Source organism: Streptomyces sp. NPDC087901, assembly GCF_044742205.1.
Classification (GTDB): domain Bacteria; phylum Actinomycetota; class Actinomycetes; order Streptomycetales; family Streptomycetaceae; genus Streptomyces.
Genome location: NZ_JBIUUC010000001.1, coordinates 772,402 through 799,238 on the forward strand (window position 1 = coordinate 772,402; position 26,837 = coordinate 799,238).

At 71.8% G+C, this 26,837-nt stretch carries 26 protein-coding genes and 1 other RNA gene; 14 read left to right on the plus strand and 13 right to left on the minus strand.

Translation table 11 applies throughout. The features are described from left to right. Nucleotides 1-2 precede the first annotated feature (2 nt). On the minus strand, nucleotides 3-725 hold the full coding sequence (locus ACIOEW_RS03440; protein ID WP_362541364.1) for an ABC transporter permease: 723 nt from the start codon (nucleotides 723-725) through the stop codon (nucleotides 3-5). Continuing rightward, a complete protein-coding gene (locus ACIOEW_RS03445) occupies nucleotides 725-1,669 on the minus strand; it encodes an ABC transporter ATP-binding protein (protein ID WP_401960926.1) in 945 nt (314 codons plus the stop codon). Before ACIOEW_RS03445 ends, ACIOEW_RS03440 begins: the two co-directional genes overlap by 1 nt. Before the next feature lie 286 nt (nucleotides 1,670-1,955). On the opposite strand from ACIOEW_RS03445, the gene ACIOEW_RS03450 reads away from it, so the two are divergent. From ACIOEW_RS03450 to ACIOEW_RS03460, 3 genes are all read left to right on the plus strand, one after another. Next, nucleotides 1,956-2,828, plus strand: a complete 873-nt coding sequence (locus ACIOEW_RS03450; RefSeq protein WP_362541370.1) for a MaoC/PaaZ C-terminal domain-containing protein — start codon at nucleotides 1,956-1,958, stop codon at nucleotides 2,826-2,828. Between the two features lie 75 nt (nucleotides 2,829-2,903). After that, nucleotides 2,904-3,980, plus strand: a complete 1,077-nt coding sequence (locus tag ACIOEW_RS03455) for a Zn-dependent alcohol dehydrogenase (protein WP_401960929.1) — start codon at nucleotides 2,904-2,906, stop codon at nucleotides 3,978-3,980. 43 nt (nucleotides 3,981-4,023) lie between these two features. Further along, nucleotides 4,024-4,965 carry a 3-oxoacyl-ACP reductase gene (locus ACIOEW_RS03460; protein ID WP_350994857.1) on the plus strand — a complete coding sequence of 314 codons (942 nt, stop codon included), beginning with the start codon at nucleotides 4,024-4,026 and terminating at the stop codon, nucleotides 4,963-4,965. Between the two features lie 384 nt (nucleotides 4,966-5,349). Here ACIOEW_RS03460 and ACIOEW_RS03465 read toward each other — a convergent pair whose 3' ends face one another. Further along, a complete protein-coding gene (locus tag ACIOEW_RS03465; protein WP_401960933.1) occupies nucleotides 5,350-6,783 on the minus strand; it encodes a hypothetical protein in 1,434 nt (477 codons plus the stop codon). Between the two features lie 198 nt (nucleotides 6,784-6,981). Between ACIOEW_RS03465 and ACIOEW_RS03470 the strand changes: the two genes are divergently transcribed. The 4 genes from ACIOEW_RS03470 to ACIOEW_RS03485 all read left to right on the plus strand — a co-directional run bounded on the left by ACIOEW_RS03470 (nucleotide 6,982) and on the right by ACIOEW_RS03485 (nucleotide 11,157). After that, the gene (locus ACIOEW_RS03470; protein WP_362554701.1) at nucleotides 6,982-8,025 is read left to right on the plus strand and encodes an iron-siderophore ABC transporter substrate-binding protein; all 1,044 of its coding nucleotides are present in this window, start codon (nucleotides 6,982-6,984) and stop codon (nucleotides 8,023-8,025) included. Between the two features lie 299 nt (nucleotides 8,026-8,324). After that, the gene (locus ACIOEW_RS03475; protein WP_350993876.1) at nucleotides 8,325-9,161 is read left to right on the plus strand and encodes a Nif3-like dinuclear metal center hexameric protein; all 837 of its coding nucleotides are present in this window, start codon (nucleotides 8,325-8,327) and stop codon (nucleotides 9,159-9,161) included. Then, nucleotides 9,158-9,901 carry a C4-type zinc ribbon domain-containing protein gene (locus tag ACIOEW_RS03480; protein ID WP_362554710.1) on the plus strand — a complete coding sequence of 248 codons (744 nt, stop codon included), beginning with the start codon at nucleotides 9,158-9,160 and terminating at the stop codon, nucleotides 9,899-9,901. The genes ACIOEW_RS03475 and ACIOEW_RS03480 overlap by 4 nt, the downstream gene beginning before the upstream one ends. Next, the gene (locus ACIOEW_RS03485) at nucleotides 9,901-11,157 is read left to right on the plus strand and encodes a bifunctional RNase H/acid phosphatase (protein WP_362554699.1); all 1,257 of its coding nucleotides are present in this window, start codon (nucleotides 9,901-9,903) and stop codon (nucleotides 11,155-11,157) included. The genes ACIOEW_RS03480 and ACIOEW_RS03485 overlap by 1 nt, the downstream gene beginning before the upstream one ends. Nucleotides 11,158-11,378: 221 nt before the next feature. On the opposite strand, the gene eda is transcribed toward ACIOEW_RS03485, so the two are convergent. Then, nucleotides 11,379-11,999, minus strand: coding sequence for a bifunctional 4-hydroxy-2-oxoglutarate aldolase/2-dehydro-3-deoxy-phosphogluconate aldolase (eda, locus tag ACIOEW_RS03490; protein ID WP_401960938.1), 621 nt, complete (start codon nucleotides 11,997-11,999; stop codon nucleotides 11,379-11,381). A gap of 85 nt (nucleotides 12,000-12,084) precedes the next feature. Continuing rightward, a complete protein-coding gene (gene yaaA / locus ACIOEW_RS03495) occupies nucleotides 12,085-12,885 on the minus strand; it encodes a peroxide stress protein YaaA (RefSeq protein WP_401960940.1) in 801 nt (266 codons plus the stop codon). Nucleotides 12,886-13,075: 190 nt separating this feature from the next. On the opposite strand from yaaA, the gene ACIOEW_RS03500 reads away from it, so the two are divergent. Then, nucleotides 13,076-14,497 carry an RNB domain-containing ribonuclease gene (locus tag ACIOEW_RS03500; RefSeq protein WP_401961535.1) on the plus strand — a complete coding sequence of 474 codons (1,422 nt, stop codon included), beginning with the start codon at nucleotides 13,076-13,078 and terminating at the stop codon, nucleotides 14,495-14,497. Here ACIOEW_RS03500 and ACIOEW_RS03505 read toward each other — a convergent pair. Then, nucleotides 14,448-15,317, minus strand: coding sequence for a hypothetical protein (locus tag ACIOEW_RS03505; RefSeq protein ID WP_401960941.1), 870 nt, complete (start codon nucleotides 15,315-15,317; stop codon nucleotides 14,448-14,450). The two genes, ACIOEW_RS03500 and ACIOEW_RS03505, sit on opposite strands and share 50 nt — an antisense overlap. Further along, nucleotides 15,314-16,057: a MerR family transcriptional regulator gene (locus ACIOEW_RS03510; RefSeq protein WP_401960943.1), complete on the minus strand. Its 744-nt coding sequence runs from the start codon at nucleotides 16,055-16,057 to the stop codon at nucleotides 15,314-15,316. Before ACIOEW_RS03510 ends, ACIOEW_RS03505 begins: the two co-directional genes overlap by 4 nt. A gap of 142 nt (nucleotides 16,058-16,199) precedes the next feature. Between ACIOEW_RS03510 and ACIOEW_RS03515 the strand changes: the two genes are divergently transcribed. The 3 genes from ACIOEW_RS03515 to rnpB all read left to right on the plus strand — a co-directional run bounded on the left by ACIOEW_RS03515 (nucleotide 16,200) and on the right by rnpB (nucleotide 17,875). Beyond that, nucleotides 16,200-16,727: a TetR/AcrR family transcriptional regulator gene (locus ACIOEW_RS03515; RefSeq protein WP_362554690.1), complete on the plus strand. Its 528-nt coding sequence runs from the start codon at nucleotides 16,200-16,202 to the stop codon at nucleotides 16,725-16,727. 115 nt (nucleotides 16,728-16,842) lie between these two features. Next, a complete protein-coding gene (locus ACIOEW_RS03520; RefSeq protein ID WP_401961537.1) occupies nucleotides 16,843-17,412 on the plus strand; it encodes a Uma2 family endonuclease in 570 nt (189 codons plus the stop codon). A gap of 61 nt (nucleotides 17,413-17,473) precedes the next feature. Further along, nucleotides 17,474-17,875, plus strand: an RNA gene (gene rnpB / locus ACIOEW_RS03525) — RNase P RNA component class A. Nucleotides 17,876-18,030: 155 nt separating this feature from the next. On the opposite strand, the gene ACIOEW_RS03530 is transcribed toward rnpB, so the two are convergent. Together ACIOEW_RS03530 and ACIOEW_RS03535 are read right to left on the minus strand one after the other, a co-directional pair. Next, nucleotides 18,031-18,408 (minus strand): VOC family protein, encoded by a 378-nt coding sequence (locus tag ACIOEW_RS03530; RefSeq protein ID WP_401960945.1) that lies wholly within the window; start codon nucleotides 18,406-18,408, stop codon nucleotides 18,031-18,033. Between the two features lie 155 nt (nucleotides 18,409-18,563). Beyond that, nucleotides 18,564-19,226: a ScbR family autoregulator-binding transcription factor gene (locus ACIOEW_RS03535; RefSeq protein ID WP_350993888.1), complete on the minus strand. Its 663-nt coding sequence runs from the start codon at nucleotides 19,224-19,226 to the stop codon at nucleotides 18,564-18,566. 126 nt (nucleotides 19,227-19,352) lie between these two features. Between ACIOEW_RS03535 and ACIOEW_RS03540 the strand changes: the two genes are divergently transcribed. Beyond that, nucleotides 19,353-20,426 (plus strand): ScbA/BarX family gamma-butyrolactone biosynthesis protein, encoded by a 1,074-nt coding sequence (locus ACIOEW_RS03540; protein ID WP_362554682.1) that lies wholly within the window; start codon nucleotides 19,353-19,355, stop codon nucleotides 20,424-20,426. Beyond that, nucleotides 20,423-21,355 carry an NAD-dependent epimerase/dehydratase family protein gene (locus ACIOEW_RS03545; protein WP_401960946.1) on the plus strand — a complete coding sequence of 311 codons (933 nt, stop codon included), beginning with the start codon at nucleotides 20,423-20,425 and terminating at the stop codon, nucleotides 21,353-21,355. The genes ACIOEW_RS03540 and ACIOEW_RS03545 overlap by 4 nt, the downstream gene beginning before the upstream one ends. A gap of 32 nt (nucleotides 21,356-21,387) precedes the next feature. Here the strand turns inward: ACIOEW_RS03545 and ACIOEW_RS03550 are convergent, their stop codons facing one another. The 3 genes from ACIOEW_RS03550 to ACIOEW_RS03560 all read right to left on the minus strand — a co-directional run bounded on the left by ACIOEW_RS03550 (nucleotide 21,388) and on the right by ACIOEW_RS03560 (nucleotide 23,770). Then, nucleotides 21,388-22,272 (minus strand): PhzF family phenazine biosynthesis protein, encoded by an 885-nt coding sequence (locus ACIOEW_RS03550; protein ID WP_401960948.1) that lies wholly within the window; start codon nucleotides 22,270-22,272, stop codon nucleotides 21,388-21,390. 97 nt (nucleotides 22,273-22,369) lie between these two features. Continuing rightward, complete coding sequence (locus ACIOEW_RS03555; RefSeq protein ID WP_401960951.1) at nucleotides 22,370-22,837, minus strand: lamin tail domain-containing protein; 468 nt, start codon at nucleotides 22,835-22,837, stop codon at nucleotides 22,370-22,372. Nucleotides 22,838-22,996: 159 nt separating this feature from the next. Then, nucleotides 22,997-23,770, minus strand: coding sequence for an SDR family oxidoreductase (locus tag ACIOEW_RS03560; protein WP_401960954.1), 774 nt, complete (start codon nucleotides 23,768-23,770; stop codon nucleotides 22,997-22,999). A 307-nt stretch (nucleotides 23,771-24,077) separates the two neighbouring features. On the opposite strand from ACIOEW_RS03560, the gene ACIOEW_RS03565 reads away from it, so the two are divergent. Beyond that, nucleotides 24,078-25,706 carry an alkaline phosphatase D family protein gene (locus tag ACIOEW_RS03565; protein ID WP_362554673.1) on the plus strand — a complete coding sequence of 543 codons (1,629 nt, stop codon included), beginning with the start codon at nucleotides 24,078-24,080 and terminating at the stop codon, nucleotides 25,704-25,706. Nucleotides 25,707-25,756: 50 nt separating this feature from the next. Here the strand turns inward: ACIOEW_RS03565 and ACIOEW_RS03570 are convergent, their stop codons facing one another. After that, nucleotides 25,757-26,761 (minus strand): Gfo/Idh/MocA family oxidoreductase, encoded by a 1,005-nt coding sequence (locus ACIOEW_RS03570; RefSeq protein ID WP_350993904.1) that lies wholly within the window; start codon nucleotides 26,759-26,761, stop codon nucleotides 25,757-25,759. Nucleotides 26,762-26,837: the final 76 nt, after the last annotated feature.

A 26,837-nucleotide genomic window follows, 5' to 3' on the forward strand; every position in this document is an offset into this window, starting at 1 on the left:
CGTCACACGGTCCTCGCGGACCGACGGTACGAGATCACGGCGTACATGCCGAACAGCAGCAGCCAGGCGGAGAGTACGGCGAGAGTGGTGGCGCCGGGCGCGTGGCCTTCGGTGGTGGCCCAGCCCAGGTCGGCGAACCGGTTGGCGGGGGTGAACCTGCCGAGGGAGCGCAGCCACCCGGGCAGCAGCTCCAGCGGGAACCACAGTCCGCCGACGACACCGAAGCCCATCAGACACGCGACGTTGACGACTCCGGTGCCTTGCGGAGTGAGCCGGTAGCCGTTGCCGATTCCGAGCAGGGTGAAGGGCAGCGCGCCGATCCAGAGCAGCAGCACCAGCACGGCCCACTGCCAGACCGCCATCCGTACCCCGTTGACCAGCCCGCCGGCCAGCAGCACCGTCAGGATCGTCGGCAGCACGGTCACCGAACCGCTGACCGCCCGGCCCACGACCGCGTGTGTGGGGGAGAGCGGGGTGATCCGCAACTGCTGGAGCCAGCCGAGGGACTTGTCGGAGGCGACGCCCGTGCCGATCGACATGGCGGAGCCCAGTGCGCCGTACGCGGCCATGCCGACCATCGAGGCGGTTTTCCAGCCGTCGACTCCGTCACCGCCACCGATGTTCGTGAAGATCAGGTACATCATCACCGGCATTCCGGTGCCGAAGACGAGGAAGGTGCCGTCGCGCAGGGTGCGGCGTATTTCGAGCACGATGTACTGGTACATCAGACGGACTCCTTCGCGGGCCTGGAGGCGCCGGCGGCCGGCGCGGTGAGGGAGAGGAAAGCGGCCTCCAGCGTCGCCAGGGACACCTGGAGGCCGCGGATCAGGCCGAGCCGGGCGAGCTCCACGACGGTGGCGTCCGAGTCGTCGGTGTGCAGCACCGCCCGGTCGCCGGTCACCTCGACGGTCACGACACCGGGCAGCAGCTCCAGGCCCTCGGTGGACCGGCCCGCCAGATCGAAGGAGACCTGGCTGTGGCCGGCCGCCGCCTTGATGGCCTCGCCGCTGCCGTCCGCGACGATCCGGCCGCGGTCGACGACGACGATCCGGTCGGCGTTCTCGTCGGCCTCCTCCAGATAGTGGGTGGAGAAGAGCACGGTGTTGCCGCGCCGGGCATAGGCCCGCATGGACTCCCAGAACGCGTGCCGCCCCTCCACGTCCAGTGCGGCGGTCGGCTCGTCCAGCACGATCAGTTCCGGATTTCCTGCGAGGGCGACGGCGAACCGGACCCGCTGGATCTGGCCGCCGGAGAGCTTGTCGATCCGCCGGTTCGCGTACTCCGCGACACCCGCCAGGTCCAGCGCCTCGGCGACCGGGAGCGGCCTCGGGTAGGTGGAGGCCACGAACGTGATCAGTTCGCGGACGGTGACCCGCTGGATGGGGCGCCCGTCCTGGAGCATGGCCCCGACCAGGCCCGCCCGTACGGCCTGTTCGGGGGTGCGACCCAGCACCTGCACACTGCCGGCGTCCGGCTCGTTCAGCCCGAGCAGGAGGCTGATCGCGGTGGACTTGCCCGCGCCGTTGCGCCCGAGCAGGGCGACGGTCTCGCCCCGCTCGACGGTCAGTCCGATCCCGTCCACGGCCCGCACCCGCTGTCCGGGTCTGCCGAAGGTCTTCACCGCCCCGGTGAAGACCACCGCGGCCCCGTTCCCCGTTGTCTGCGTCATGCGTACGACGCTACGGAGCCGGGAGCCGTCGTGGCAGAGGCGTATGTACGGACTCGGCGATGACAAATGTCATCGCCCGTGGCGGAGGGCGAAGAGGCTGCGTGAATGTGGATCTGACGAGACGTCAGCAGTCTTCACAAGTGCTCGGCGCTGCGTTATACATAGGGCCAACCGGCTAGAACGCGTTCTAGAACGGGCGTGGTCTCCGGTCCCCGCACGACCTCGGTGCGGCCGACGGTGCGGACGGCCGCACCGAGGTCTTTCACCGTCGAGGAGCAGCTTCCCCATGCCCATTGATGCCGAAAAAGCTCTCGCTGCCGAACCCCGGACCAGCCGGATCAGCTGGGACCACAAGGACGTCCAGCTCTACCACCTCGGGATCGGCGCGGGCGCCCGTCCCGACCTGGCCGACCCCGCCGTCGACCCCGGCGAGCTGCGCTACACGCTGGAGTCCCGGCTCCAGGTGCTGCCCTCCTTCGCCACGGTCGCCGGCGCGGGCACGGCCATGGCCGGCGGCCTCTCCGTACCCGGTGTCGACATCGACCTCGCGGCCGTCCTGCACGGCGGGCAGAGCGTACGGGTGCACCGGCCGGTCCCGGTGAAGGGCAGCGCCGCAGTGACCTCGAAGGTCGCCGCGGTGTACGACAAGGTCAAGGCGGCCGTGCTGGTACTGCGTACCGAGGCCGCCGACGACGACGGCCCGCTGTGGACCAGCGACTCCCAGATCTTCGTGCGCGGCGAGGGCGGATTCGGCGGCGAGCGCGGCCCGTCCGAGCGGATGGCCTATCCCGCCATCGCCCCCGACCGCGTAGTGGAACGGCCGGTCCGCCCCGACCAGGCGCTGCTGTACCGCCTCTCCGGGGACTGGAACCCGCTCCACGCCGACCCGGACTTCGCCGCGAAGGCGGGCTTCGACCGGCCGATCCTGCACGGCCTGTGCACCTACGGCATGACGCTCAAGGCCGTCACCGACACGGTGCTCGGCGGCGACGTGACCCGTATCCGCTCCTACCGCACCCGGTTCACCGGGGTCGTCTTCCCCGGCGAGACCCTCCGCATCGAGATGTGGACCGGCGAGAACGAGGTGCGGGTCGAGGTGCGAGCCATGGAAAGGGACAACGCCATGGTCCTCGGCGACACCTTCGTCGAACACTCCTGAACCCGAATCCGCATGTGAAAGCCCGTACCCGTACCGATTCCAAGAGCACCGCAGGCCCGTGAGGGGAGCCGCACCATGCGCGCAGCCGTACTGCACGAGATCGGCCAGGACAAACTCGAAGTACTCGACGACGTCGAGGCGGTGGGCTTCGGCCCCGGAAAGGTCAGGCTTCGCGTCCGGGCCACCGGGCTGTGCCATTCCGACATCTCCGCGATGAGCGGGGTACTGCCGCAGCCCGCCCCGTTCATCCCCGGCCACGAGGGTGCCGGCGAGGTCATCGACGTCGGCGACGGGGTGACCGGGCTGAGCGCGGGGGACCGGGTGCTGGTCTGCTGGCTGCCGGCCTGTGGCACCTGTCAGGCCTGCAAACGCGGCCAGACCCACCTCTGCCTGGCCGGCTTCATGAACGCGGGTACGCCCAACTTCAAGCGCCCGGGCGGCGATGTGTTCGGGTTCGCAGGGACCGGCACCTTCACCGAGGAGGTCGTCGTCGGCGCGGGCTGCGCGGTGCCGATCCCCGACGACGTGCCGTTCGAGATCGCCGCGCTGATCGGCTGCGGGGTCACCACCGGCCTCGGCGCCGCCATCAACACCGCGCAGGTGGAGGCCGGTTCGTCGGTCGCCGTGATCGGCTGCGGCGGCGTGGGCATCTCCACCATCCAGGGCGCCCGGGTGCAGGGCGCCGCCCAGATCGTCGCCGTGGACCCGGTGGCCTCCCGTCGCGAGGCGGCGCTGCGGTTCGGCGCGACCGAGGCGGTCTCACCCGACGAGTTCGCCGACGCCAAGCAGCGGATCACCGGTGGCGAGGGCTTCGACTACGTCTTCGAGGTCGTCGGCAAGTCCGCCACGGCCCGCACCGCGTACGAGCAGACCCGGCGCGGCGGCACCCTCTGCATCGTCGGTGCGGGCGCCATGGACGACAACTTCCAGGTCAACATGTTCGAGCTGTTCTTCGACGAGAAGCGGATCCTGCCCTCCATGTACGGAGGCGGGGACGTGCTCCGGTCGTACGAGCGGGCCATCGCGCTCTGGCGGGCCGGTCGCATCGACCTCGAATCGATGATCACCCACCGGGTGCGGCTCGACGGCATCAACGACGCCCTCGACCAGATGCGGACCGGCGAATCGCTGCGCACCTGCATCGAACTCTGACGACCTCACCGCCCGCCCCCTCCCGAGAGGACCCCGAGAACCGATGTCACTTCCCCTGGACGGACTGTCCGCGATCGTCACCGGTGCAGGCCGCGGCCTCGGACGGGCCGAAGCGCTGGAGCTGGCGCGGCTCGGCGCGGCCGTCGTCGTCAACGACTACGGGCAACCGGGCCGCGACGGCTCGGGCGAGGCGTCGGCCGCCCCCGCCGAGGAGGTCGCCGAGGAGATCCGGGCCGCCGGAGGGCGGGCGGTCGCCCACCTCGGCGATGTCTCCGACCACGAGCAGGCCCGCGCGTTGGTCGAGCTGGCCGTCAGCACCTACGGCAAGCTCGACATCCTGGTCAACAACGCGGGCATCCTGCGCGACCGGATGATCTTCTCGATGACCGAGGACGAGTGGGACTCGGTCCTGCGGGTGCACCTCAAGGGCCACTTCAACACCACGCACTTCGCAGCCGTCCACTGGCGGTCGAGGTCCAAGGAGTCCGGCGGCCCGGTCTACGGCCGGATCGTCAACACCTCGTCGGAGGCGTTCCTGGCCGGTTCGGCGGGGCAGCCCAACTACGCGGCGGCCAAGGGCGGCATCGTCGGACTGACCACCTCCACCGCGCTGGCCCTGGCCAAGTACGGCGTCACCGCCAACGCCATCTGCCCGCGCGCCCGGACCCGGATGACCGAGGACGTCTTCGCGGGCTTCCAGGAGCCGCAGGACGGGCGGCTCGACGCGCTCGCGCCCGAGCACGTCTCCCCGCTCGTCGGCTATCTGGCATCCCCGGCGGCCGCCAAGGTCAACGGGCAACTGCTCGTGGTGCACGGTGGGATGGTCGCGATCGTCGAACGCCCGCGAGTGGCGGCGAAGTTCGACTCGTCGAAGGAGACGTTCTCCTTCGACGAGCTGGACGAGCTGATCTCCCCGTACTACGCGGACCGGCCGCCGAACGAGACGTTCGCGGCGGCGGAGGTCCTCGGACTCAAGCGCGGCTGAGCCCGTCTCGGACGGAGACAGAGGAGGGCCCCCGCAGCCGGCCGGCTGCGGGGGCCCTCCTCTCCCTCGTTGAATTTCCTGGGCGGAGGTCAGGCCGCCCTGCTGCCACCTTCGGAGGGGCGGCGGTGGCGGCCGTGCGGTTGTGCTGCCGTGTCGTCCGTCGCCACACCCCCTCGGTGCTTTCCGTAGCCGCCGGCTTCGGCCCGTTGCGCGTCCGCCCCCGGCGGACGCGTCTGGGTCGTGTCGGATCGCGCCTCAGACATCTGGGAAGTCACCCCGTTGTGATCGCTTGCGTGTTGGTCTCCGGGGCCCTCGCACCACCGCCCGGGAACGGTCACCGTCGGCGACCGCGGTGCGCGATTGCGTGAGATCCCCGGCCCAACTCTAGTCAGGTGCGGTACGCCCCACGAGCGGCGCCTGCCCCAGGGGAACGGGTCTGCACACAGGAGGAGGCGTTACGGCGGCGGAGGGTTGCATACCGCTTTCCGTGCAGTGCGCCGGGCCCGGATGCCCGGTCGGCTGTACGTCGACGGGGGCCGTCAGGAGCGCGACCGCGCAGGCTGTCTCCGCGTTCGCGTACGGCAGTCTGAGCACCCCGTCACGCGACCAGACCCCGCTGCCGGCCAGCCATCCCTCGGGCGCGGCGAGGTGGTGCAGCCGGCGGCCCGACGGGCGCCAGATCCCGGCCCAGCTGCCCCCGGCCCCGTCGATCCGCAGGGCCACCGCGCAGCTCTCCGGCATCAGCATCTGCCCCGGCTGCACCGCGAACGGCGTCACGGCGGCATCCGGCAGACGCAGGCACTCCGGGAAGCGCACCGGCAGGCAACTGCCCAGCACCCCCCAGCCGAGCCGGTCGTGCCCCGGCGCGTCGGAGCGGATCAGCAGCAGGCCGCTGTCCGGATCGGCGAGCAGCAGCCGGTCGTTGCTGTCCGGTGCGATCTGGAGCAGGGGGGTCATTTCGGCGCCACGCCCCAGGTCCACCGCGACCGCCTTCACCGGGCCGCCGCCCGCCGGTTCCCGGTCCAGGGCCAGCAGCCGGCCCGCCCGGTCCAGCCAGACTCCGCCGGAACAGCGCCCCGGCAGGTCCACGATGTGCTCCGGTCCGAACGCGCCGCCCGCCACCAGCCAGAGCCCGGTGGAGTACGCGCCGACCGACAGGGCGTACGCACTGACACCGTCCGGCGAGGGCGGCAGCAGGGTCAGATCGCCGCATTCGACGGCGCCCAGCTGGAGTTCACCGGTGCCGGGCCCGGTCGGGTAGAGCAGCGAGAAGGTGTGCCGGCCGGCGACCCGGCGCCGGATCAGCACCCGGCCGTCGGCGAGCGGCAGCACCTGCGAGTCGGCCTCCTCCGGCTGGTCCAGCGGGAGTGGCACGGCGTACGGCTCGGGGCCGTCCAGCGTCCAGCGCTCGGCGTACCAGGCGGGCGTGCTGCCCGGTTCCGTTCCGGTGGCGACGCCGCGGGCGGCCGTGAGCCGTGCCGCGTAGCCGCCGTCGGCAGTGAGCGTGAAGGCGGGCAGGACCGTTTCGCCAGGGCCCGGCCCCAGCTGCTCACCCGACGCGACGGGCTCCAGCGGGCCCTCCGACGTGACGGCCTCCAGCGGGCCTCCCGACGTGACGGCCTCCATCGGGCCTCCCGACGTCACCGACGAGACCGCCCCGACTGTCGCCGGCTGCTGCAACGGCTCCGGCAGGGCCGCTGCGCTCCCGGCCGCCGCCGGTGCCTCCCCGGCTTCCTCCGGCTCGTCGGGCCCCGGCTCCACCGTCTCGCCGGTTCCGGCCGCCTCAGCGGTCCCGTCCTCGATGGCACAGACAGTCATCGCCTCATCACCTCCGGCAACCGAAGCTAGTTATCGCACTTCCTGCCGAACAACACGAGCCACGTCACTTCACACATAAGGGTGGCGATGCCCGGATTCGCCTGAGAAGGCGGGGGTGGTTGTGCTCTACGGGATGCGGGGTGCCTAAGGTAAGGCATTCCTAAGAGTTACCTGTGTGATCCTCGACTGGAGCAAGTGATGTCCCTTCGTCGCCGCGGCACTGCCGCAGTCGGCCTGGCCGTAGCGGCCGCCCTGTCCCTCTCCGCCTGCGGGAGCGACGACGGCAACTCCGGCGCCTCGGGCAAGTCCGAGGCCGGTGCCGACAAGAAGGCCGCGGTCGCGACGGGCGGCAAGGACTTCGGCGACGCGGCGAAGAAGACCGCGGAGTACGGCACCGACGCCCCGGCGGGCACGTTCCCCCGTACCGTCACGCACGCCATGGGCAAGACCGAGCTCAAGGCGGCCCCGAAGCGGGTCGTCGTGCTCGACGTCGGTGAGTTCGACAACGTCGTCTCGCTGGGTGTGAAGCCGGTGGGCTACGCCCCCTCCGAGGGCGACGCGGCGATCCCGTCGTACCTGAAGAAGGACGCGGGCGACCCCAAGAACGTCGGCACGATCAACAACCTCAACCTTGAGGCGATCGCCGGACTCAAGCCCGACCTGATCCTCGGCAGCCAGCTGCGCGCCGCGGACAAGTACGACGAGCTGTCCAAGATCGCACCGACCGTGTTCGCCATCCGTCCGGGCTTCACCTGGAAGGAGAACTACCTCCTCAACGCCGCGGCGCTCGACAGGACCGCCAAGGCGAAGTCGGCGCTCGGCGCCTACGAGGCGAACGCGAAGAAGCTCGGCGAGGACATCGGCCCGAAGAAGCCGACCATCTCCATGGTCCGCTACCTGCCGGACAAGATCCGTCTCTATGCCAAGGCCTCCTTCATCGGCACCATCCTCGACGACGCGGGCCTGCCGCGGCCCGAGAACCAGCAGATCGACGAGCTGGCCGCGGAGATCAGCCCGGAGAAGATCGACGAGGCGGACGCCGACTGGATCTTCACCGGTGTGTACGGCGACGTGAAGGCCACCAAGCGCGACACGACTCAGGCCAACCCGCTGTGGAAGAACCTGAAGGCCGTCAAGGAGGGCCGGGCGAAGAACGTCTCCGACGAGACCTGGTACCTCGGTCTGGGCGTCACGGCCGCGAACCTGGTCCTCGACGACCTGCGCGCGGACCTCGTGAAGTAGCCCGCCCGCGCGCCGGCGCCCCCGCGCCTTGCGCCCTGCCCCTCGGGGCGCGGCGTGTCCTGCGCTCTGTGTCCTGCGTCCTCTGGCGCGACGGTGCGTCGCGTCCCGGAACGCAGCGTGCGATGAGCCCTGCGCCTCGCGCCCTGTGACGCAGCTGCCGGCCGCGCCCCGCTCGTGACGCGGCACCGCCTTGCGGCGCGGCGCCGGGACGTAACGATTGATGACCGCCCGGCGGCCCGATGCCACGGGTCCGACCGGCCATGGGATGCGGGGCACGGAGGCCAGGTAGCCTTTCCTTTGTGCCCCGTCTGTCTGAAGTCATCGCCGAGCTCGACGCCCTGTGGCCTCCCGAGCGGGCCGAAGGATGGGATGCGGTCGGCACCGTCTGCGGTGATCCGGACGCCGAGGTCGACCGGGTGCTCTTCGCCGTCGATCCCGTGCAGGAGATCGCCGACGAGGCGCTGAAGCTCGGCGCCCAGCTGATCGTCACCCACCACCCGCTCTATCTGCGTGGTACGACGACGGTCGCGGCCGGCACCTTCAAGGGCCGGGTCGTGCACACCCTCATCAAGCACGACGTCGCGCTGCACGTGGCCCACACCAACGCGGACTCCGCGGATCCCGGCGTCTCCGACGCCCTGGCGGGCGCCCTCGACCTGCGTGTCGAGCGGCCCCTCGTACCGGACCCCACGGACCCCGCCGGCCGCCGCGGCCTCGGCCGGATCTGCGCGCTCGACCACCCCGAGACCCTCGGCGCGTTCGCCGCCCGGGCCGCTGCCCGGCTGCCCGCCACCGCGCAGGGCATCCGCCTCGCGGGCGACCCGGAGTCCCTCGTGCGGACCGTCGCGGTGAGCGGCGGATCGGGCGACAGCCTCTTCGACGCGGTGCGCGCCGCGGGCGTGGACGCCTTCCTCACCGCGGACCTGCGCCACCACCCGGCCTCCGAGGCCGTCCAGCACTCGTCGCTCGGCCTGGTCGATGCCGCACACTGGGCCACCGAGTGGCCGTGGTGCGAGCAGGCCGCCGCACAGCTCGACGCGATTTCCGACCGCCACGGATGGGACCTGCGGGTCCATGTCTCGAAGCAGGTCACCGACCCCTGGACCACCCACCACTCTTCTGGAGCCCCCAACTGAACGCCGCGCCCGCCGACCAGATCCGACTCCTCGACGTCCAGGCCCTCGACCAGCGTCTCTCCCAGCTTGCGCACCGCCGAAACTCCCTGCCCGAGCACGCCGAGATCGAGTCGCTCACGGCCGACCTCGCCCAGCTCCGTGACCTCCTCGTCGCCTCGACGACCGAGGAGAGCGACACCGCCCGCGAGCAGACCAAGGCGGAGCACGACGTCGACCAGGTGCGCCAGCGCGCCTCCCGCGACCAGCAGCGCCTGGACTCCGGAGCGGTCACCTCGCCCAAGGACCTGGAGAGCCTGCAGCGCGAGATCGTCTCGCTCGCCAAGCGCCAGGGCGACCTGGAGGACGTCGTCCTCGAGGTCATGGAGCGCCGCGAGTCCGCGCAGGAGCGGGTCGCCGAGCTGACCGACCGGGTCGCCGCCGTGCAGGCCAAGGCCGACGACGCCACCGCCCGCCGGGACGCCGCGACCCAGGAGATCGACACGGAGACCGCGACGGTCACCAAGGAGCGCGAGGTCGTCGCCGGTTCCGTCCCCGCGGATCTGCTCAAGCTGTACGACAAGCTCCGCTCCCAGCAGGGCGGGGTGGGCGCCGCCCGCCTCTACCAGCGCCGTTGCGAGGGCTGCCGTCTCGAGCTCAACATCACCGAGGTCAACGACGTGAAGGCCGCGTCCTCCGACACGGTGCTGCGCTGCGAGAACTGCCACCGCATCCTGGTCCGCACCGCGGACTCGGGTCTGTAGTGACGCAGCCGCGCCAGTTCGTCGTCGAGGCCGACGGCGGCTCCCGGGGCAATCCGGGGCCCGCCGGTTACGGCGCGGTCGTCATCGACCCGGCGACGGGGGAGACCCTGGCCGAGGCCGCCGAGTACATCGGCGTCGCGACGAACAACGTCGCCGAGTACAAGGGCCTCATCGCCGGACTCCGGGCCGCGAAGGCGCTGGTTCCGGATGCCTCGGCCGACGGCGGGCCGCGGGTGCACGTCCGGATGGACTCCAAGCTGGTCGTGGAACAGATGTCGGGCCGCTGGAAGATCAAGCACCCCGACATGAAGCCGCTCGCGGCCGAGGCGGCACGCGTCCTGCCGGCGTCCGCCGTCACGTACGAGTGGATCCCGCGCGAGCAGAACAAGCACGCGGACCGGCTCGCCAACGAGGCGATGGATGCGGGCAAGCGCGGCAAGCAGTGGGAGCCGGCGTCATCGACGGCGGACCTCGACACCCCGAGGTCCTCGGTGGCCGCCGCCCTGCCGCCGGTCTCCGGACCGCCCGGTGACGCGGCGGCCGGTGCGGCGAGGGCCAGGGCGGCGCTGAACCGTCCCGCTCGCGCCGCCACGACCACCCCGCAGGTCGGCTGGGGTGTCGCCCCGGACCTCGGCGCACCCGCCACGTTCGTGCTGCTCCGCCACGGCGAGACCGCCCTCACCCCCGAGAAGCGGTTCTCCGGCAGCGGCGGCACCGATCCCGAGCTCTCCGCCGTCGGCCGCGGGCAGGCCGAGCGGGCCGCCGACGCCTTCGCCGCGCGCGGAACGGTGCAGGAGATCGTCAGCTCCCCGCTGCGCCGCTGCCGCGAGACGGCCGCCGCGGTGGCGGCCCGGCTGGGTCTGGAGGTCCGGATCGAGGAAGGGCTGCGCGAGACGGACTTCGGCGCCTGGGAGGGCCTGACGTTCGGCGAGACCAAGGAGCGGTACGGCGCCGATCTGGACGCCTGGCTCGCCTCCGCCAAGGCCGCCCCGACCGGTGGCGGCGAGACCTTCGCCGAGGTCACCCGCCGTGTCGCCGCCGCCCGCGACCGCCTCGTCACCCGCTACGCCGGGCGCACGGTTCTCGTGGTCACGCACGTGACACCCATCAAGACCCTCGTCCGGCTGGCGCTGGGCGCACCGCCCGAGTCGCTGTTCCGGATGGAGCTCTCGGCGGCGTCCGTGTCGACCGTGGCCTACTACGCGGACGGCAACGCCTCCGTACGGCTGCTGAACGACACGTCCCACCTGTCGTAGCCACCGTGCCCGGACAGCACTCGGCCCCATCGGCCGGGGGGAGGCCGATGGGGCCGGGGCGGCTCCGGCAGGCCGGGGGATTGCCTGCCGGAGCCCGGGTATCCCGGAGTCCGGGTCACGTGCCTTCAAAGGTCTCGTGCCCCGGACCTCCGGGAAGCATGCGTTCGAATCGCGACGAGTTGCGGCCGGCCGGCACCGGACTCCGGGGCGGCGCCCTCCGCTCAGCCGCGCAGCGCAGCCGCCTCGGCGGCCAGCCGCTCCACCCGGGACCAGTCCCGGGCCGCCACCGCGTCGCCGGGGATCATCCAACTGCCGCCGACGCAGCCGACGTTCGGCAGGGCCAGGTAGGAGGGCGCCGAGGCGAGCGAGATGCCGCCGGTCGGGCAGAACCTGGCCTGGGGGAGCGGGGCGGACAGCGCCTTCAGATAGGCCGTGCCGCCCGCCGCCTCGGCCGGGAAGAACTTCATCTCGGTGACCCCGCGCTCCAGCAGCGCGACCACTTCGGACGTCGTCGAGACACCCGGCAGGAACGGCACCCCCGACGCCTTCATCGCGTCCAGCAGCGCGTCCGTCCAGCCGGGACTCACCAGGAACCGGGCGCCCGCGGCCACGGTGTCCGAGACGTTCCGCGCCGAGATCACCGTGCCGGCGCCGACCACCGCGTCCGGAACCTCCGCCGCGATCGCCTTGATCGCGTCCAGGGCGGCGGCGGTCCGCAGCGTCACCTCGATCGCCGGAAGCCCGCCCGCGACCAGGGCCCGGGCGAGCGGCACCGCGTCGGCGGCGTCCTCCAGCACGACGACGGGCACGACGGGGGCAAGGTCCAGTACGGAGGAGGTCATGCCCTCATCCTGCCCCGCATACCGCACCGTACGCAACGAGCGTTGCACATGATGCAACGGGCCTAGAAGTGCTCCCGTGGCCGGGTCAGTGGATCTCCGTCACCACCACATCGAGCTCCCACGTCCGCCCGGACCGCGCGGGTGCCTGGGCCTCCACCACGTACCCCAGGTCCCGCAGGACCGTCACCAGCTCCGCCGGGTCCTTCGGCCGGGCCCCCGCCTGCAGCAGATCGCGGACCATCCGGCCCTTCGTGGTCTTGTTGAAGTGGCTGACCACCGACCGCTTCTCCACCCCGTCCACCAGCTGGGAGTGCAGCACCCGCACGCTCGCCGTGCGATCGGCCACCGCACCCTTCGGCTTCCACGCCGCCGCGTACGCGGACGACCGCAGGTCCAGCACAAGACCGTCCCCGGCCGCCTCCGGCATGACCTCCGCCATCGGTTCGCGCCAGAACGCCCCGAGAGCGCCGAGCCCCGGCAGCTTCACCCCCATCGAGCAGCGGTACGGCGGAATCCGGTCGCCCACCCGCACCGCGCCCCACAGCCCGGAGAAGACCAGCAGAGACTTCCCGGCCCGGCGGCGGGCAGCCGCGTCCAGGGACGCCAGGTCCAGTGCGTCGTACAGCACCCCGGTGTAGAGCTCCCCGGCCGGACGCGCCCCCGCGGTCCGCAGCTCCACGTTCTTCGCGATCTCGCCGCGCAGCCCCTCGCTGAGCCCCAGCACCACGCGGGCCTTCTCCTCGTCCGCGACGCACAGCTCCACCAGCCCGTCCAGCACGGCGGCCCGCGCCCCGGCCAGACCGGGCAGCGAGAGCGACTCGGGCTTCAGAGGTGCTCCGCGCCCCGAGGCGGCCTTTCCTTCGGAGGGCGGCAACAGCACGAGCACGGCGGTTCTCCTTCGTACGTACGGAAAAGGGGCCCTCCGGCCTGCGCACGGATCCCCGCGGCGTCGCCCGGATCCGTTCGAACCCCTCGCGCCAGCGTACGGGGAACGGGCGCCCGTCCATCCCGCCACCCGGGATGCCGCCCGCCCCGCCCCGCCATACGCTCGGTCCATGCCCCGCCGCCATCTCCACATGACCGGCGCAGCCGACACGCCGCTGCGGACGGCCCTGCGCGCGCTGCGCACCGAGCTCGCACTCCCTGACCGCTTCCCGTCCGACGTGCTTGCCGAGGCGGCCGAAGCGGCACGGAACCCGGAAGTCGCCGGGCACGAGGACGCCACGGATCTGCCGTTCCTCACCATCGATCCGCCCACCTCCACCGACCTCGACCAGGCGATGTACCTGGAACGCCGGGCCCACGGCTACCGCGTGCACTACGCCATCGCCGACGTCGCCGCCTTCGTCCGCCCCGGCGGTGCGCTGGACACCGAGGCCCACCGCCGGGTGACCACGCTCTACTTCCCCGACGGCAAGGTGCCGCTGCACCCCGAAACGCTCTCCGAGGGCGCCGCCAGCCTGTTGCCGGGCGAGACCCGCCCCGCCGTGCTCTGGGAGATCGACCTCGACGCCGAGGGCCGCGCCGTCGCCACCCGGGTGCGCCGTGCCCTCGTACGCAGCCGCGCCAAACTCGACTACGCGGGCGTGCAGCATCAGATCGACACGGGCACCGCGGAGGAGTCCCTCGCCCTGCTGAAGGACATCGGCACGCTGCGCGAGGAACAGGAGGTCGCCCGCGGCGGCATCTCGCTCAACGTGCCCGAGCAGGAGATCGTCGAACGAGACGGCACCTACGGCCTCGAATACCGCGCCCCGCTCCCCGCCGACGGCTGGAACGCCCAGATCTCACTGCTCACCGGCATGGCCGCGGCCCGGCTGATGCAGGAGTCCGGCACCGGCATCCTGCGCACGCTCCCGGTCGCCCCCGACGGCGCGGTGGCCCGGCTGCGCCGCTCGGCCGAGGCGCTGCGTATCGACTGGCCGCACCACGTCCCGTACGCGCAGGTCGTCCGGTCGCTCGACCCGAAGCGGACCAACCACGCGGCGTTCCTCCAGGAGTGCACCACGCTGCTGCGCGGCGCCGGCTACACCGTGTTCGAGAACGGCGAACTGCCCACCCCCGCCGTGCACGCCGCGGTCGCCGAGCTCTACACGCACTGCACCGCGCCGCTGCGACGCCTCGTCGACCGGTACGCCGCCGAACTGTGCGTCGCGGCCGCCGCGGACCGCGATCCGCCCGAGTGGGCCCTGACCGCGCTTCCCGCGCTGCCCAAGGAGATGGCGGACGGGACCCGGCGCACCAACACGGTGGAGCGCGAGTGCGTCGACCTCGTCGAGGCGGCGCTGCTCAAGGACCGGGTCGGTGCGGTCTTCGACGCGTACGTGGTCGACGTGAAGGAGCAGGAGCCGACCGCCGGCACCATCCACATCGACGACCCGGCGATCGTCGCCCGCATCGAGGGCGGCACCGCCGAACTCCCCCTGGGCGAGCGGCTGCGGGTCCGGCTCACCCAGGCAGATCCGGGATCGTCGAAGGTGCTGTTCGCGCCCGCGTGAGCGCGGCCACGGCGGCCCGCGGATCATCCGCCTGGAACCGGACGGCGCGCGCCTGCCCGCGACCGCCGAGGGGTCGTACGAAACCCAGCGGCGCGGCCAGCTCCACCGTCACCGTCGTCTGGCCGCCGACCGCGAGATCGAGCACCCCGTCAGGATCGAGTTGAACCAACCGCCCCTCGGGGAAGCGCCGTTCGACCCGTACGGCGGTGATCGAGGCAGCGGGGATCCGCAGATCGAAGAGCGCACCGTAGCGAATCCGCAGTGATCCGTCCCCGCCCACGACATGGGGGCGGGTGACGCAGGCGGCGTGCAGGGCGAGCACCAGCAGCACCCCGTACACATCCAGTACGAGCAGGATCCGGTGCACGACGGGCCAGGGAATCAGCAGCGCCAGCATCACCGTCTCCACCACCGAGACGAAGACCAGGCCGTACATCATCGCGGTCTGCGGCCCGGTGTACGCGACAGCCAGTGCCCCCTCCGGCACGGCATGCCGCCGCCGCACCACCCACAGCCCCAGGCTGTGCAGGGCCCGCAGCTCGTGCGCGACGAGCCGCCCGACCGGCACCGGTACGACGGTCCGCAGCGCCGCAACCGCCGCTTCCCGCCGTCCCGCACCCTCCCTGCGCCCCGCGCGCCACAGCCGCCCCAGCACGACGGCCTCCAGGGCGAACGCAACCAGAACCACCCCCTCCGCACCGGCCAGTACGGCCCCCGGTATCCGCACACCGGCCACCAGGCACACCCCCACCGCCAGCTCGGCGGGAAACACGGCCGCAGTCACGAGCTGCGCGCCCCGCACCCCTCTCGTCGCCCTCATCGCCCCGTCCTCCCCTTGACCCGCTCCGTCAGCGCCACCATCACCCGGCGCACCACCTCGGCCTGCGCGGGCGGGTAGTCGGCCAGCAGCGCCTCCCCGAACCCCGTCATCACCGGTCCGCCGTCCGGGATCGCGGCCAGCAACGCGTCGGGCGTCAACGCGACCATCCGGTCGGCCAGCGGCGCGATGCGCGGATCGTCCACGGGCGCCCCGTCGAGCGCGTCCAACTCCTCGTACAGCGCGAGGACGGCGGGGTCGGCGGCCAGCGTCCGCAGCCCGGCGAAGATCTCGCTGTCGCCGACGGCCGTGTCCAGCAACGCCAGATGCTCCCGGTCCTTGGCGGCGGTCGGGGAGTCGGTGGCGGGCCCGGCGGCCAGCAGCTCGGCCAGCGCGGGCGACACGGGTTCGACACCGGTCAGCGGCCCCTCCATCAACTGGGCGAGCCGCAGTCGCCGCTCCCGGATCTCCCGCTCCTGACGAGCCAGATCGGCGTCCAGCTCACGCAGTACGTCCCCGAGCGGACGCCCGGCGTCACCGGCGAGCACCTCCCGCACCTCGTCCAGCCCGAGCCCCAGCTCGGTGAGCCGCCGTATCCGGGCCAGGAGTACGGCGTCGCGCACGCTGTAGGAGCGGTAGCCGTTGGCCCGGCGGGCGGGCTCGGCCAGCAGACCGATCTGGTGGTAGTGCCGCACGGCCCTCGGGGTGAGCCCGACGAGCGCGGCGATCTCTCCGATGCGCATGGGGCCAGTAGAAACCCTGACGCTGCGGCAAGGTCAAGGCAGCGCCGGGCCACGCCCCCTGGTCCCTGCGGTGCGTCTCCCCATCTCGTACGATCGCGCCTTCGGCTCCGCAACCCCGAGTCTGCAGGAAGAGGAGGGCGCCATGACCGGTCTCGCGGCCCGGCCCGCCACCGACCGTGCCCGTCAGATCCTCGCCGCCGCACGCACCCTGCTGGAGCAGGAGGGCCCTGAGGCTCTCACGATGCGCCGCCTCGCAGGGTGCGTGGGCATCACGGCGCCCTCGCTCTACAAGCACTTCCCGGACAAGTCGTCCGTGGTGAACGCCCTGGCCGACGCGATGCTCCGGGAGACCTCCGGGGTGCTCGAAGCGGCCGAGGCCGCGGCCCCGGGCTCCTTCCCCGCCCTGGCCACCGCCTACCGCGCCCACGCCCTGGCCCACCCCCACCTCTACCGCCTCACCACCGGCCACCCCCTCCCGCAGGACCTGGAGGAGCGCGCCGCCGCCCCGCTCTTCCGCGCCCTGGCCGGCGACGAGGGGCTTGCCAGAGCGGCCTGGGCCTTCGCCAACGGGATGGTCACGATGGAGCTCAACGGCCGCTTCCCCACGGACTCCGACGTCGCGGCGGCCTGGACGGCAGGGATCGCGGCGTTCGCCTCGGTCCGCCTCTGACAACTGCCTGCTGTCCTGTGCCACGATCGGGGGAAACACTCCCATCTCACGGACGGCGGATTCCCCGATGTCCCATTCTGGCGAGCGACCGAGGAAGGGGCGTGACATGTCTGCCATGCCGCACGAACCGCTCTCGCAGGCGGAAGTCCTGCTTGAGGGCTTCCTGGCGCTGGACACGCCGGAGGGCTTCCGGGCCGAGCTGATCGAGGGGGAGATTGTCGTGATGCCGCCGCCGGACGGGGATCATGAGGACTACATCAGCGTGATCATGAAGCAGGTGATCAGGCATGCGCGGACCGATATGGACTTCTCCGGGAACAAGGGCCTGAAGCTGCGCAGCGGCGGGGGGTGCCCCAAGAACCACGTCATCCCGGACGGCACGTTCGCTCCCACCGAACTGCGCCTGTACCGGGGAGCGGACCCTTGGATGCCGTGTGAGGGGGTGGCCCTGGTTGTCGAGGTCACCTCGTCCAAGCCGGCGGCCGACCGTACGGGCAAGCGGCACTGCTACGCGCGAGGCCCCGTCCCGCTCTACCTGCTGGTCGACCGCGAGGAGTCCTCGGTGACGCTCTTCAGCGACCCGCAGGGGGACGACTACCGCCAGCACTGCACGATTCCGTTCGGCAAGCCGATCCGCCTTCCGGCGCCCTTCGCGCTCGATCTGGAGACCGAGCCGTTCATCTGAGCCGTTCACGTGCCCTGTCGGGACTCCGTGGCCGGACGGGTAGCATGGGCGCCACGGCAGACGAGCCGGGCGGACGGCCGCGTGAGGATCTTCGGACCCTCCCGAGGAACGTCCGGGCTCCACAGGGCAGGGTGATGGCTAACGGCCACCCGGGGTGACCCGCGGGACAGTGCCACAGAAAACAGACCGCCTGGGACTTCGGTCCCCGGTAAGGGTGAAACGGTGGTGTAAGAGACCACCAGCGCCTGAGGCGACTCAGGCGGCTAGGTAAACCCCACCCGGAGCAAGGTCAAGAGGGGCCGTCGCAAGACGGCTCTGCGCGAACGTTCGAGGGCGGCCCGCCCGAGTTCGCGGGTAGACCGCACGAGACCGGCAGCAATGCCGGTCCTAGATGGATGGCCGTCTCCCCGGCCGCCGCGAGGCGACCGGGCGACAGAACCCGGCGTACAGCCCGACTCGTCTGCCGCTCCTCCTGCGGGGGCCGCACCCCCGCTGCCGCCCCCGAAGCAGGCGTTGACGCACATCGGCGTCCGGATCACCCTCCCCCGAGCCCCCGGCCGAAAGTCCGTTGGGAAGGCCCAGGGGCCGGAGCGTCAGTGTGCCCCTGCCGCCGCCGGATCACCGATGGCTCAGGACATTGATGACGCGCCCGTTCGGATCGCGTACGAAGAAGCGGCGCACGCCCCACTCCTCGTCGGCCGGGCCGTAGACGATCTCCGCGCCGCCCTCCACCACCGCCGCGTACGCCGCGTCCACGTCCTCCACCTCCACGCTCAGGTCCGGGGTGACGGGGCCGGTTCTGTCGGCGGTCATGATGCTGATCTGGGCCGTGGGGTGGGAGGGGGAGGCGAGCGTCATGATCCATCCGTGGTTCATGACCTCTTCGAAGCCCAAGTGCCCGTAGAAGACGGCGTTGGCCCGCATGGCTTCGGGATCGTCCCCGCTTCCGTCACCCGTGCCGATCGGGATGTTCGGGACGACGCGGCGGGCCGGCATCGGTGACTCCTGTCGGTGGCCGACGGTGAGCAACCGAGCTTACGGGGCGGGGGGCCGGACGGCCGGGTGCGCGACCAGGTGCCGCGCAGGGTATTCGGCGAGCCGTAGCGGACCGGTCGGTCTGATTCCGGTGGGCAAGAGGCCACCGCGGACGCCTAGTTGGGGGCGCCGGCCTGGCTGGGTACGTTTTCGACGCTGCGGAGCAGACGCTCACCGCGATCTTCGGCCATGTCCAGCGTGGCCAGGACGGCCGGCGTCGAGATGCTCGGCAGGACGTAATGCAGCAGGACCGAGATCCGCCGGCCCAGGTCCTCGCGGTTGGACAGGACCTGGGACATCACCTGGATGCCCGAGAAGGATCCCGCCAGCATCTCGGCCGCCTCGCTGGGATCGACGTGAGGCAGTAGCTCACCCTGCGCCTTGGCGGTCACCAGGAGGTGTTCGAGCCGGTCTATCCAGGCGCGAAAAGGTGTGCCGCGGTCGAGGCCCTCCACGGCCTGGTCCATGGCGAGGCCGACGCTGGCACGGACCAGCGGCTCATGGCGCAGACGGTGGGCAAGGAGCATGCCCTGGTCCACCAGTTCCTGGAGCTTCGTCAGCTGGGGCGGCAGCGGATCGCTGTGCAGCTGTATGTCCATCACCCCGAGCGCGAGGTCCTCCTTCGAGGCAAAGTGGAAATACAGTGCGCCCTTGGTCGCCCCCGCGCGTGCCAGGATCTCGCTGATGGTGGCGCTGCTGTACCCGCGCTCGTCGAACACGTCGGCGGCCGCCACCAGGATCGACCGGCGGGTCTGGATCGCGCGCGCCTGCTGTGCCATCAGCTTCTCTCTACGTAGTGGCGTGGTTCGTGCCACAGGGGGTTGGCTGGAAAGGAAAACCGGGCTGTCAGTATCTTACTGCGGGGCGGCTCGGCCCTTTGACTCGGATCCTCCTGGGGGAACTTCATGGTTCAGCTCACCTCACGCAGCGCTTCGATGTCGCTGGAGAGCGTCGGGCACGTCGGGCACTTTGCGGGTGCCGGCCGTACCGATGCCGCTTCCGGCGCTCCGGCAGAGGCGTCATCGGCCGGTGGGGAGGCACCCGGCGCCAGAGGAGGAGGGTCGCCCGACCGGCTGAGACAGCTGGTCCACCGGACCGATTCGCAGGACGTCTTCCCCACCGGGCTCATCCGGCTCACCGACACCCAGTTCTCGGTACCGGCCCACTGGCCGCGGTCCCACCGGTTCTTCGCCCCCGTCGGCGGCCGCCATCAGGACCCCCTGCTCATAGCCGAGACCATGCGGCAGACGACGATGCTGGTCGCCCATGAGCAGTTCGGTGTGCCGGTCGGCGACGCCTTCGTGATGTGGGAGCTGAGGTACACCTCCGCGTCCGAACGGCTCGCCCTGGGCGACGACGCCTGGGACATCACCGTGGACGTGTCCTGCTCCCGGATCCGCCGCCGGGGCCGGAGTCTCGGCTCCATGCACATCGAACTTCTCCTGCACCGCCGCGGCACCGTGCTCGCATCCGGCGGCGGCCGGATCAGCTGCTCCTCGGCGGCGGCGTACCAGCGGCTGCGCGGCCACCGCAGCGCCGTGCTCGGCACCCCGATACCCCTCCTGCCCGCCGTCGCACCGCGCACGGTCGGCAGGACCTCCGAAGAGGACGTCGTCCTCTCGCCCGGCACCGAGTCCGGCACCTGGCTGCTGCGCACCGACACCCGGCACCCGACACTCTTCGGCCGCCCCAACGACCATGTGCCCGGCATTCTGCTGCTGGAGGCGGCCCGGCAGGCCGCACACGCCGCCACCGGTTCGGCCTTCCTGCCGACGGATCTTCAGGCCGACTTCCTCCAGTACGTGGAGCTGGACCGGCCCTGCCGGATCGAGGCCACACCGCTCCCGGCCGACGGCGTCTCGCCCCCCAGCGTGTTCGTACGGGCTGTCCAGGACGGCGAACCGGCCTTCACCTGCACCCTTCGCGCGCAGGGCCCCCACCCGGCCGGTCCCGGCGACGTCCGGAGCGAACTCTCGTGACCCCCCGCATCCTCATCACCGGTGCGACCGGCTTCATCGGCAGCCGGGTCACCGCCGCCGCCCGCGCGACGCCCGGGGTCCGGCTACGCCTGATGAGCCACCGGACCGCGCTCGACGCCGCGGCCGAAGGGCCCGGATTCGAGACGGTGTACGGGGATCTCGCCGACCCCGGATCGCTGCGCGGCAGCTGCGAGGGTGTCGACGCCGTGATCCACTGCGCCTCCCTGATCGGCTCCGACCAACAGACCGCCCGGACGGTCAACGACCACGGAACCCGCGCGCTGGTCGACGAGGCCGTACGCAGCGGAGTCGGCCGGATCGTCCAGCTGAGCACCGCCTCCGTCTACGGCAGGGGCCCCTTCACCGAGTTGCTCCCCGGCGCGGCCGAGCCCGCACCCGCCTCTGCCACCAGCCTGACCCGGGTCGCCGCCGAACAGCACGTCCTGGCTGCCGGGGGAGCCGTCCTGCGCCCGCACATCGTGTACGGGGCGGGGGACCGGTGGGCGATTCCCGGACTCGTCGCCCTGCTGCGCTACCTGGAGGCGGCGCCGGCCGGCTGCGACGCCCGCCATTCGTTGATCGACGTGGAGACCCTGGGCCGGGCACTGCTGGGAGCGGCGCTCGCCCCGAAGCCGCCGTCCGGTGTCTACCACGTCAATCACCCCGAACCGGTGGGCTGCTCGGATCTGCTGTCCACGGTGCTCGGCGCACTCGGACTGCCCTGGGCGGGCACGGAGATCGGACTGGACGAGGCCCGCGCGCGGCTGGCCGGTGTCCCGTACGCCACACACCACTTCGAGATGCTCACCGTGGACCACTGGTTCGCCGACGAACGGGTCCGGCAGGAGTTCGGCTGCGACCCCGGGCCGGACTTCCGGACGTCCTTCGCCGCACACGCCCCCTGGTACCGGAAGTTCCTCGACCGCTGACGCTGCCGCTCACGCGTGTGCGGGGATTCCCGTCACGCGCCCGCCGGGGCCGGGATGCTGGTGCCCGTCCCGCTCACCCGCACCCGCGCGTCGCCCGCCCGCAGGGTGACGGTCAGCGTGCCGGGGCGGCCCATGTCCTCACCCTGGTACAGGGTCAGCCCGGCGGTCTCCGGGACCAGGGACAGGGTGCGCAGGTACGCGCCGAAGGCGGCCGCCGCCGCGCCCGTCGCCGGGTCCTCGACCACACCGCCGACGGGGAACGGGTCGCGGACGTGGAAGACGGTGTCCGACGCGCGCCACACCAGCTGCAGCGTGGTCAGGTCCAGCCGGTGCATCAGGGCTTCGAGGCGCGCGAAGTCGTAGGAGAGCGCGGCCAGTCGCTCACGGCTCGCGGCGGCCAGCACGAGATGGCGGGCGCCCGCGTAGGCGATCCGGGGAGGCAGGGCCGGGTCGAGATCCGCGGCCGGCCAGTCCAGCGCGGCCAGCGCCTCCGTGACGTCTTCCGGAGCGACGTCCGTGACGTGCGGCTCCACGCTGGTGAGGGTCGCCCGCAGTTCGGCCCCCTCGCGGACGACGGAGACCGGCACACGGCCCGCCGCGGTGGCGAACTCCAGGTTCCCGGGGCCGTCCCGCTCGGCGAGGGCCAGGGCCGTGGCCACGGTGGCGTGGCCGCAGAACGGGACCTCGGCCTTCGGGCTGAAGTAGCGGATCGCGTAACCGCGCGCACCGGGTTCCGACGCCTCGGTCCGGCCGGTCAGAAACGCCGACTCGCTGTAGCCGAGCCCGGCCGCGACGGCGAGCATGCCCGCATCGTCCAGACCGGAGGCGTCCAACACGACTCCCGCCGGATTTCCGCCCGCGGGGTCGGCGGAGAAGGCTGTGTAGCGCAGGATCGCGGTCCCGGGAAGATCAGTCATGTGCGGCACAACCGCGCCGCGGCCCGGGGCATTCCCCCCCCGGTCCCGCCCCGTCACCGGGCGGGACCGGGGACGGCCCGGGACCGCGGCGGCATGCTCAGTGGCAGTTCTTGGTGCCGTTGCTCGCCTTCGTCCAGGAGCAGGAGTCCAGGAGCTTGCCGCTCGGCTTGATCAGCCGCGCCTTGTCACCGGTGTTGTTCCAGACGTACGAGCCGCGGTTCCAGTACACGTGCCCGGAGCTGTTCTTGGCCTTGCCGGTGTGGACCCGGACGGTCTTGCCCGCGCCGATGCTGTAGGCGGGGAAGGTGTAGGTGTACCCCGTGTTGTCCTTGAGCTTGTAGCCCTTGAGCTGCACCTTCGCCTTGGTGTTGTTGTGGATCTCGACCCACTCGGCCTTGAGCGAGGTGTTGGACCGGGTGTCCTTGCCGGGGCTGTCGTACTGGATTTTGCCCAGGTGCACCCCGCCCTGGTGCTTCGCGGCCGAGGCCGGGGTGGCCAGGAGCAGCGAGCCCGCGAGGGCGGTGGTGGCGGCCAGGGCGAGGGGCACCGCGGTGCGTATGCGCATGCTGTGTTCCTTGTGTGGAGTTCCGGTGAAGAACTGTGAGCATAAGGGCAGCACGCGCTTGCCGGACCGGGCGGGGTGAGAATCCGGCGGGCATCGGTCGTTCGGGCGTGAGGGCCGGTCAGTTGTGGTCGTCCGGGGGGCGGTTCCGGCCCGGACCGGTCAGCCCCGGCCCACGTACGGCATCGCCGTCGCCATCACCGTCACGAACGGGATGTTGGCCTCCAGTGGCAGCTCCGCCATGTGCACCACCGTCCGGGCCACGTCCGCGGCCGCCATCACCGGTTCCACGGCCAGTTCGCCGTTGGCCTGGAGGATCCCGGTCCGCATCCGCTCCGTCATGTCGGTCGCGGCGTTGCCGATGTCGATCTGCCCGCAGGCGATCCGGTACGGGCGGCCGTCCAGCGACAGCGACTTGGTGAGGCCGGTCATGGCGTGCTTGGTCGCGGTGTATGCGACCGAGTGCGGGCGCGGCGCGTGCGCGGAGACCGAGCCGTTGTTGATGATCCGTCCGCCCTGCGGGTCCTGCTCCTTCATCTGCCGGTACGCCGCCTGCGCGCACAGGAACGCCCCCGTCAGGTTCACGTCGACCACCGTGCGCCAGTCGTCGTACGAGAGGTCCTCGACCGGCACCGCACGCGGCCCGAAGGTGCCCGCGTTGTTGAAGAGCAGGTCGAGGCGGCCGAAGCACTCCCGTACGGAGGAGAACAGGGCGTCCACGTCGCCCGGGCGCGACACATCGGCGGGGACGGTGATCACCCGGGCGTCCGGCCCGGCCAGCGCGGCGGTCTCGGTGAGAGGCTCCGGGCGGCGGCCCGCGAGCGCCACCGACCAGCCGGCGCCGGCCAGGGCGAGAGCCACCGCGCGGCCGATTCCGGAGCCCGCGCCCGTGACCACGGCCGTCTTCGTTGCGGAGTTCAACGGTTTGTTGCTCATGGTGCGGCAGCGTACGCCCGGTCGCGGGGCGACCCGGTTCCGGACGGGCCGGGCAGGGTGAAAGCGTTTGGCCGGAAGGGGTGTTCGCGTCCTGAGCGGTGACTCCCGCGCCGGGTGCCGGCGATTCCGCGGGTGTCGCAGCGACAGTAAACGATCATGGATGTGCCGCATACGCGGGATTTGCCCCTGGGGATCCATTTCTGCCGCATTCCTCATCCAGGCGACGTCCGTGCGACGTGAGCACGCCAACCGCCCGATGCGCCGGCCCGATGGACTTCCCCCACATCACCAGTCAGGGGAGGGACAGATGACGCACTCATCGCACCAGCAGGAGATGCGCGACGCGGCCCGGCACACCGGCCGTCGCCGCTTTCTCACCGTCACCGGAGCCGCCGCCGCACTTGCGTTCTCCGTCGGCCTGCCGGCCGCGGGAGCGGCGAGCGCCGCCGAGCTCGACGCCCGGAAGATCACCGAGGACCCGTTCACCCTCGGCGTCGCCTCCGGTGACCCGCTGCCCGACTCCGTCCTGCTGTGGACGAGGCTCGCGCCCCGCCCGTTCGAGCCCGACAGCGGACTGCCCGCCGCCCGCGTCGAGGTGCGCTGGGAGCTGGCCCGCGACGAGCGCTTCCAGCGCATCGTCCGGCGCGGCACCGCCACCGCCCACCCGGAGTTCCACCACAGCGTCCACGTGGACGTCAGAGGCCTCGCCCCGGACCGCGTCCTCTACTACCGCTTCCGCACCGGGCAGTGGACCAGCCCGGTCGGCCGGACCCGCACCGCGCCCGCCCCCGGCGCCCACAAGCGCGAACTGAGCCTGGCCGCGGTCTCCTGCCAGGCCTACCACGACGGCTACTTCACGGCGTACAAGCACCTCGCCGAGGAGGACGTCGACGTCGTCTTCCACCTCGGCGACTACCTCTACGAGTACGCCGTCACCGCGACCGGCGGGGCCCGCAACTACACCGACCGCACCCTGCCCGCCCTCTTCAACCGGGAGACGACCACGCTGGAGGACTACCGGCTGCGGTACGCCCTCTACAAGTCCGACCCCGACCTGCGCGCCGCCCACGCCGCGCACCCCTTCGTCGTCACCTGGGACGACCACGAGACCGAGAACAACTACGCGGGCGAGACCCCCGAGAACAACGTGCCGCCCGAGGAGTTCCTGATCCGCCGGGCCGCCGCCTATCGCGCGTACTGGGAGAACCAGCCGCTGCGCGCCCCGCAGCAGCCGCACGGCCCGGACATGAAGCTCTACCGGCGCCTGCAGTTCGGCCGGCTCGCCCAGTTCGACATCCTCGACACCCGCCAGTACCGCAGCGACCAGGCGTACGGCGACGGCTGGCAGACCTCCGGACCCGAGTCCGAGGACCCCTCGCGCACCCTGACCGGTGCCGCCCAGGAGCGCTGGCTGATCGACGGGTGGCGCCACTCGAAGGCCACCTGGAACGTCGTCCCGCAGCAGGTCACCTTCGCCCAGCGGCGCGACGTCCCGACCGACGCCTACAAGCTCTCCATGGACTCGTGGGACGGCTACCCGGCGTCCCGGGACCGCGTCCTGAGGGGCGCCGAGGCCACCGGGACGGACAACCTCATGGTGCTGACCGGCGACGTGCACGTCGGCTACGCCTTCGACCTGAAGCGGGACTTCGACGACCCGGCCTCCCGCACCGTCGGCACCGAGATCGTCGCCACCTCCATCGCCAGCGGCAAGAACGGTTCGGAGAAGCCGGCCAACTGGACGAACCAGACGACCGCCAACCCGCACATGAAGTTCTACAACGGGCGCCGCGGCTACGTCCTCGTCACGCTCCAGGAGCGCCAGGCGCGCGCCGACTACCGCACGGTGTCCGCCGTCACCACGCCCGGCGCCCCCGTGACGACGGCCGCCTCGTTCGTCACGGAGGTGGGCAACCAGGGCCTGACCCCGGCCTGACCAGGGCCTGACCCCGGCCCGACCCCGGCTTGATCTGGGGGTCGGACGTCCTACGACACCACGCCGTCCACGGGGTAGCGGACGCCGATGCGCTCACGTACCGCATCGAGCGTCCGCATCACCGCGAGCGAACCGTCCAGCGGCACCAGCGGGGACTCCGTCTCGCCCGCCAGGACCGCCCGCATCACCTCGGCCGCCTCGAACTGCATCCCCGTCAGGCCCTGCGGCCCCGGACCGGAGGTGATCTCCTCCGGCTCCCTGCCTGCCCGGTGCAGCACGAAGCGCTGCGGATAGAAGAAGCTGTCCGGGAAGTCGATCCGGCCGGCTGTCCCGATGACCGTGGCGGCCGTCGGGTGATGCCCGACGATCGAGCAGGAGAGCAGGGCGTTGGCGCCCGACTCCCAGCCCAGCAGCATGCCGGTGCTCAGGTCGACGCCCTCCGGCGACAGCAGCGCATCGGCCTGCACCCGGTCCGGCTCGCCCAGCAGCAGCTGCGCGAACGACACCGGATAGACCCCCAGGTCCAGCAGCGCCCCGCCGCCCAGCGCGGGATCGCGCAGCCGGTGCCCGGCGCCGATGTCGCCGGCGAAGCCGAAGTCGGCCTGCACGGTGCGGATCTCGCCGATCGCCCCGTCCCGCACCAGTTCCGTCATCCGCCGGATGACCGGGTTGCAGTACGTCCACATCGCTTCCATCAGGAAGAGGCCGCGGTCCCGGGCGAGCTTCACCAGCTCCTGGGCCTCGCGCTCGTTGATCGTGAACGCCTTCTCGCACAGCACGTGCTTCCCGGCCTCCAGGGCGAGGGCCGTCGCCTCCCGGTGCGCGGAGTGCGGCGTGGCCACGTACACCACGTCGACGTCCTCGTCGGCGACGAGCGCGGCCCAGCTCCCGTACGCCCGCGGTATCCCGAACCGCTCCGCGAACGCCTTCGCCGAGGCGTCCGTACGGGAGGCCACGGCCACCACCTCCGCATCGGGCATCGCCTGCAGGTCGGCGGTGAAAGTCGCCGCGATCCCACCTGTCGCCAGCACGCCCCAACGGACAGTCCTGCTCATGCACGCTCCCACAAAGGTGTCGACCATTCCGGCTGAGCTGAGAGCATAGAGGCGGATTCAACAACTATGGAGATGA

Coding starts and splice junctions, on each gene's coding strand:
- ACIOEW_RS03440 (WP_362541364.1), bottom strand. CDS start 725: ATGTACCAGTACATCGTGCTCGAAATACGCCGCACCCTGCGCGACGGC.
- ACIOEW_RS03445 (WP_401960926.1), bottom strand. CDS start 1,669: ATGACGCAGACAACGGGGAACGGGGCCGCGGTGGTCTTCACCGGGGCG.
- ACIOEW_RS03450 (WP_362541370.1), top strand. CDS start 1,956: ATGCCCATTGATGCCGAAAAAGCTCTCGCTGCCGAACCCCGGACCAGC.
- ACIOEW_RS03455 (WP_401960929.1), top strand. CDS start 2,904: ATGCGCGCAGCCGTACTGCACGAGATCGGCCAGGACAAACTCGAAGTA.
- ACIOEW_RS03460 (WP_350994857.1), top strand. CDS start 4,024: ATGTCACTTCCCCTGGACGGACTGTCCGCGATCGTCACCGGTGCAGGC.
- ACIOEW_RS03465 (WP_401960933.1), bottom strand. CDS start 6,783: ATGACTGTCTGTGCCATCGAGGACGGGACCGCTGAGGCGGCCGGAACC.
- ACIOEW_RS03470 (WP_362554701.1), top strand. CDS start 6,982: ATGTCCCTTCGTCGCCGCGGCACTGCCGCAGTCGGCCTGGCCGTAGCG.
- eda (WP_401960938.1), bottom strand. CDS start 11,999: ATGACCTCCTCCGTACTGGACCTTGCCCCCGTCGTGCCCGTCGTCGTG.
- ACIOEW_RS03500 (WP_401961535.1), top strand. CDS start 13,076: ATGACCGGCGCAGCCGACACGCCGCTGCGGACGGCCCTGCGCGCGCTG.
- ACIOEW_RS03505 (WP_401960941.1), bottom strand. CDS start 15,317: ATGAGGGCGACGAGAGGGGTGCGGGGCGCGCAGCTCGTGACTGCGGCC.
- ACIOEW_RS03510 (WP_401960943.1), bottom strand. CDS start 16,057: ATGCGCATCGGAGAGATCGCCGCGCTCGTCGGGCTCACCCCGAGGGCC.
- ACIOEW_RS03515 (WP_362554690.1), top strand. CDS start 16,200: ATGACCGGTCTCGCGGCCCGGCCCGCCACCGACCGTGCCCGTCAGATC.
- ACIOEW_RS03520 (WP_401961537.1), top strand. CDS start 16,843: ATGCCGCACGAACCGCTCTCGCAGGCGGAAGTCCTGCTTGAGGGCTTC.
- ACIOEW_RS03530 (WP_401960945.1), bottom strand. CDS start 18,408: ATGCCGGCCCGCCGCGTCGTCCCGAACATCCCGATCGGCACGGGTGAC.
- ACIOEW_RS03535 (WP_350993888.1), bottom strand. CDS start 19,226: ATGGCACAGCAGGCGCGCGCGATCCAGACCCGCCGGTCGATCCTGGTG.
- ACIOEW_RS03540 (WP_362554682.1), top strand. CDS start 19,353: ATGGTTCAGCTCACCTCACGCAGCGCTTCGATGTCGCTGGAGAGCGTC.
- ACIOEW_RS03550 (WP_401960948.1), bottom strand. CDS start 22,272: ATGACTGATCTTCCCGGGACCGCGATCCTGCGCTACACAGCCTTCTCC.
- ACIOEW_RS03555 (WP_401960951.1), bottom strand. CDS start 22,837: ATGCGCATACGCACCGCGGTGCCCCTCGCCCTGGCCGCCACCACCGCC.
- ACIOEW_RS03560 (WP_401960954.1), bottom strand. CDS start 23,770: ATGAGCAACAAACCGTTGAACTCCGCAACGAAGACGGCCGTGGTCACG.
- ACIOEW_RS03565 (WP_362554673.1), top strand. CDS start 24,078: ATGACGCACTCATCGCACCAGCAGGAGATGCGCGACGCGGCCCGGCAC.
- ACIOEW_RS03570 (WP_350993904.1), bottom strand. CDS start 26,761: ATGAGCAGGACTGTCCGTTGGGGCGTGCTGGCGACAGGTGGGATCGCG.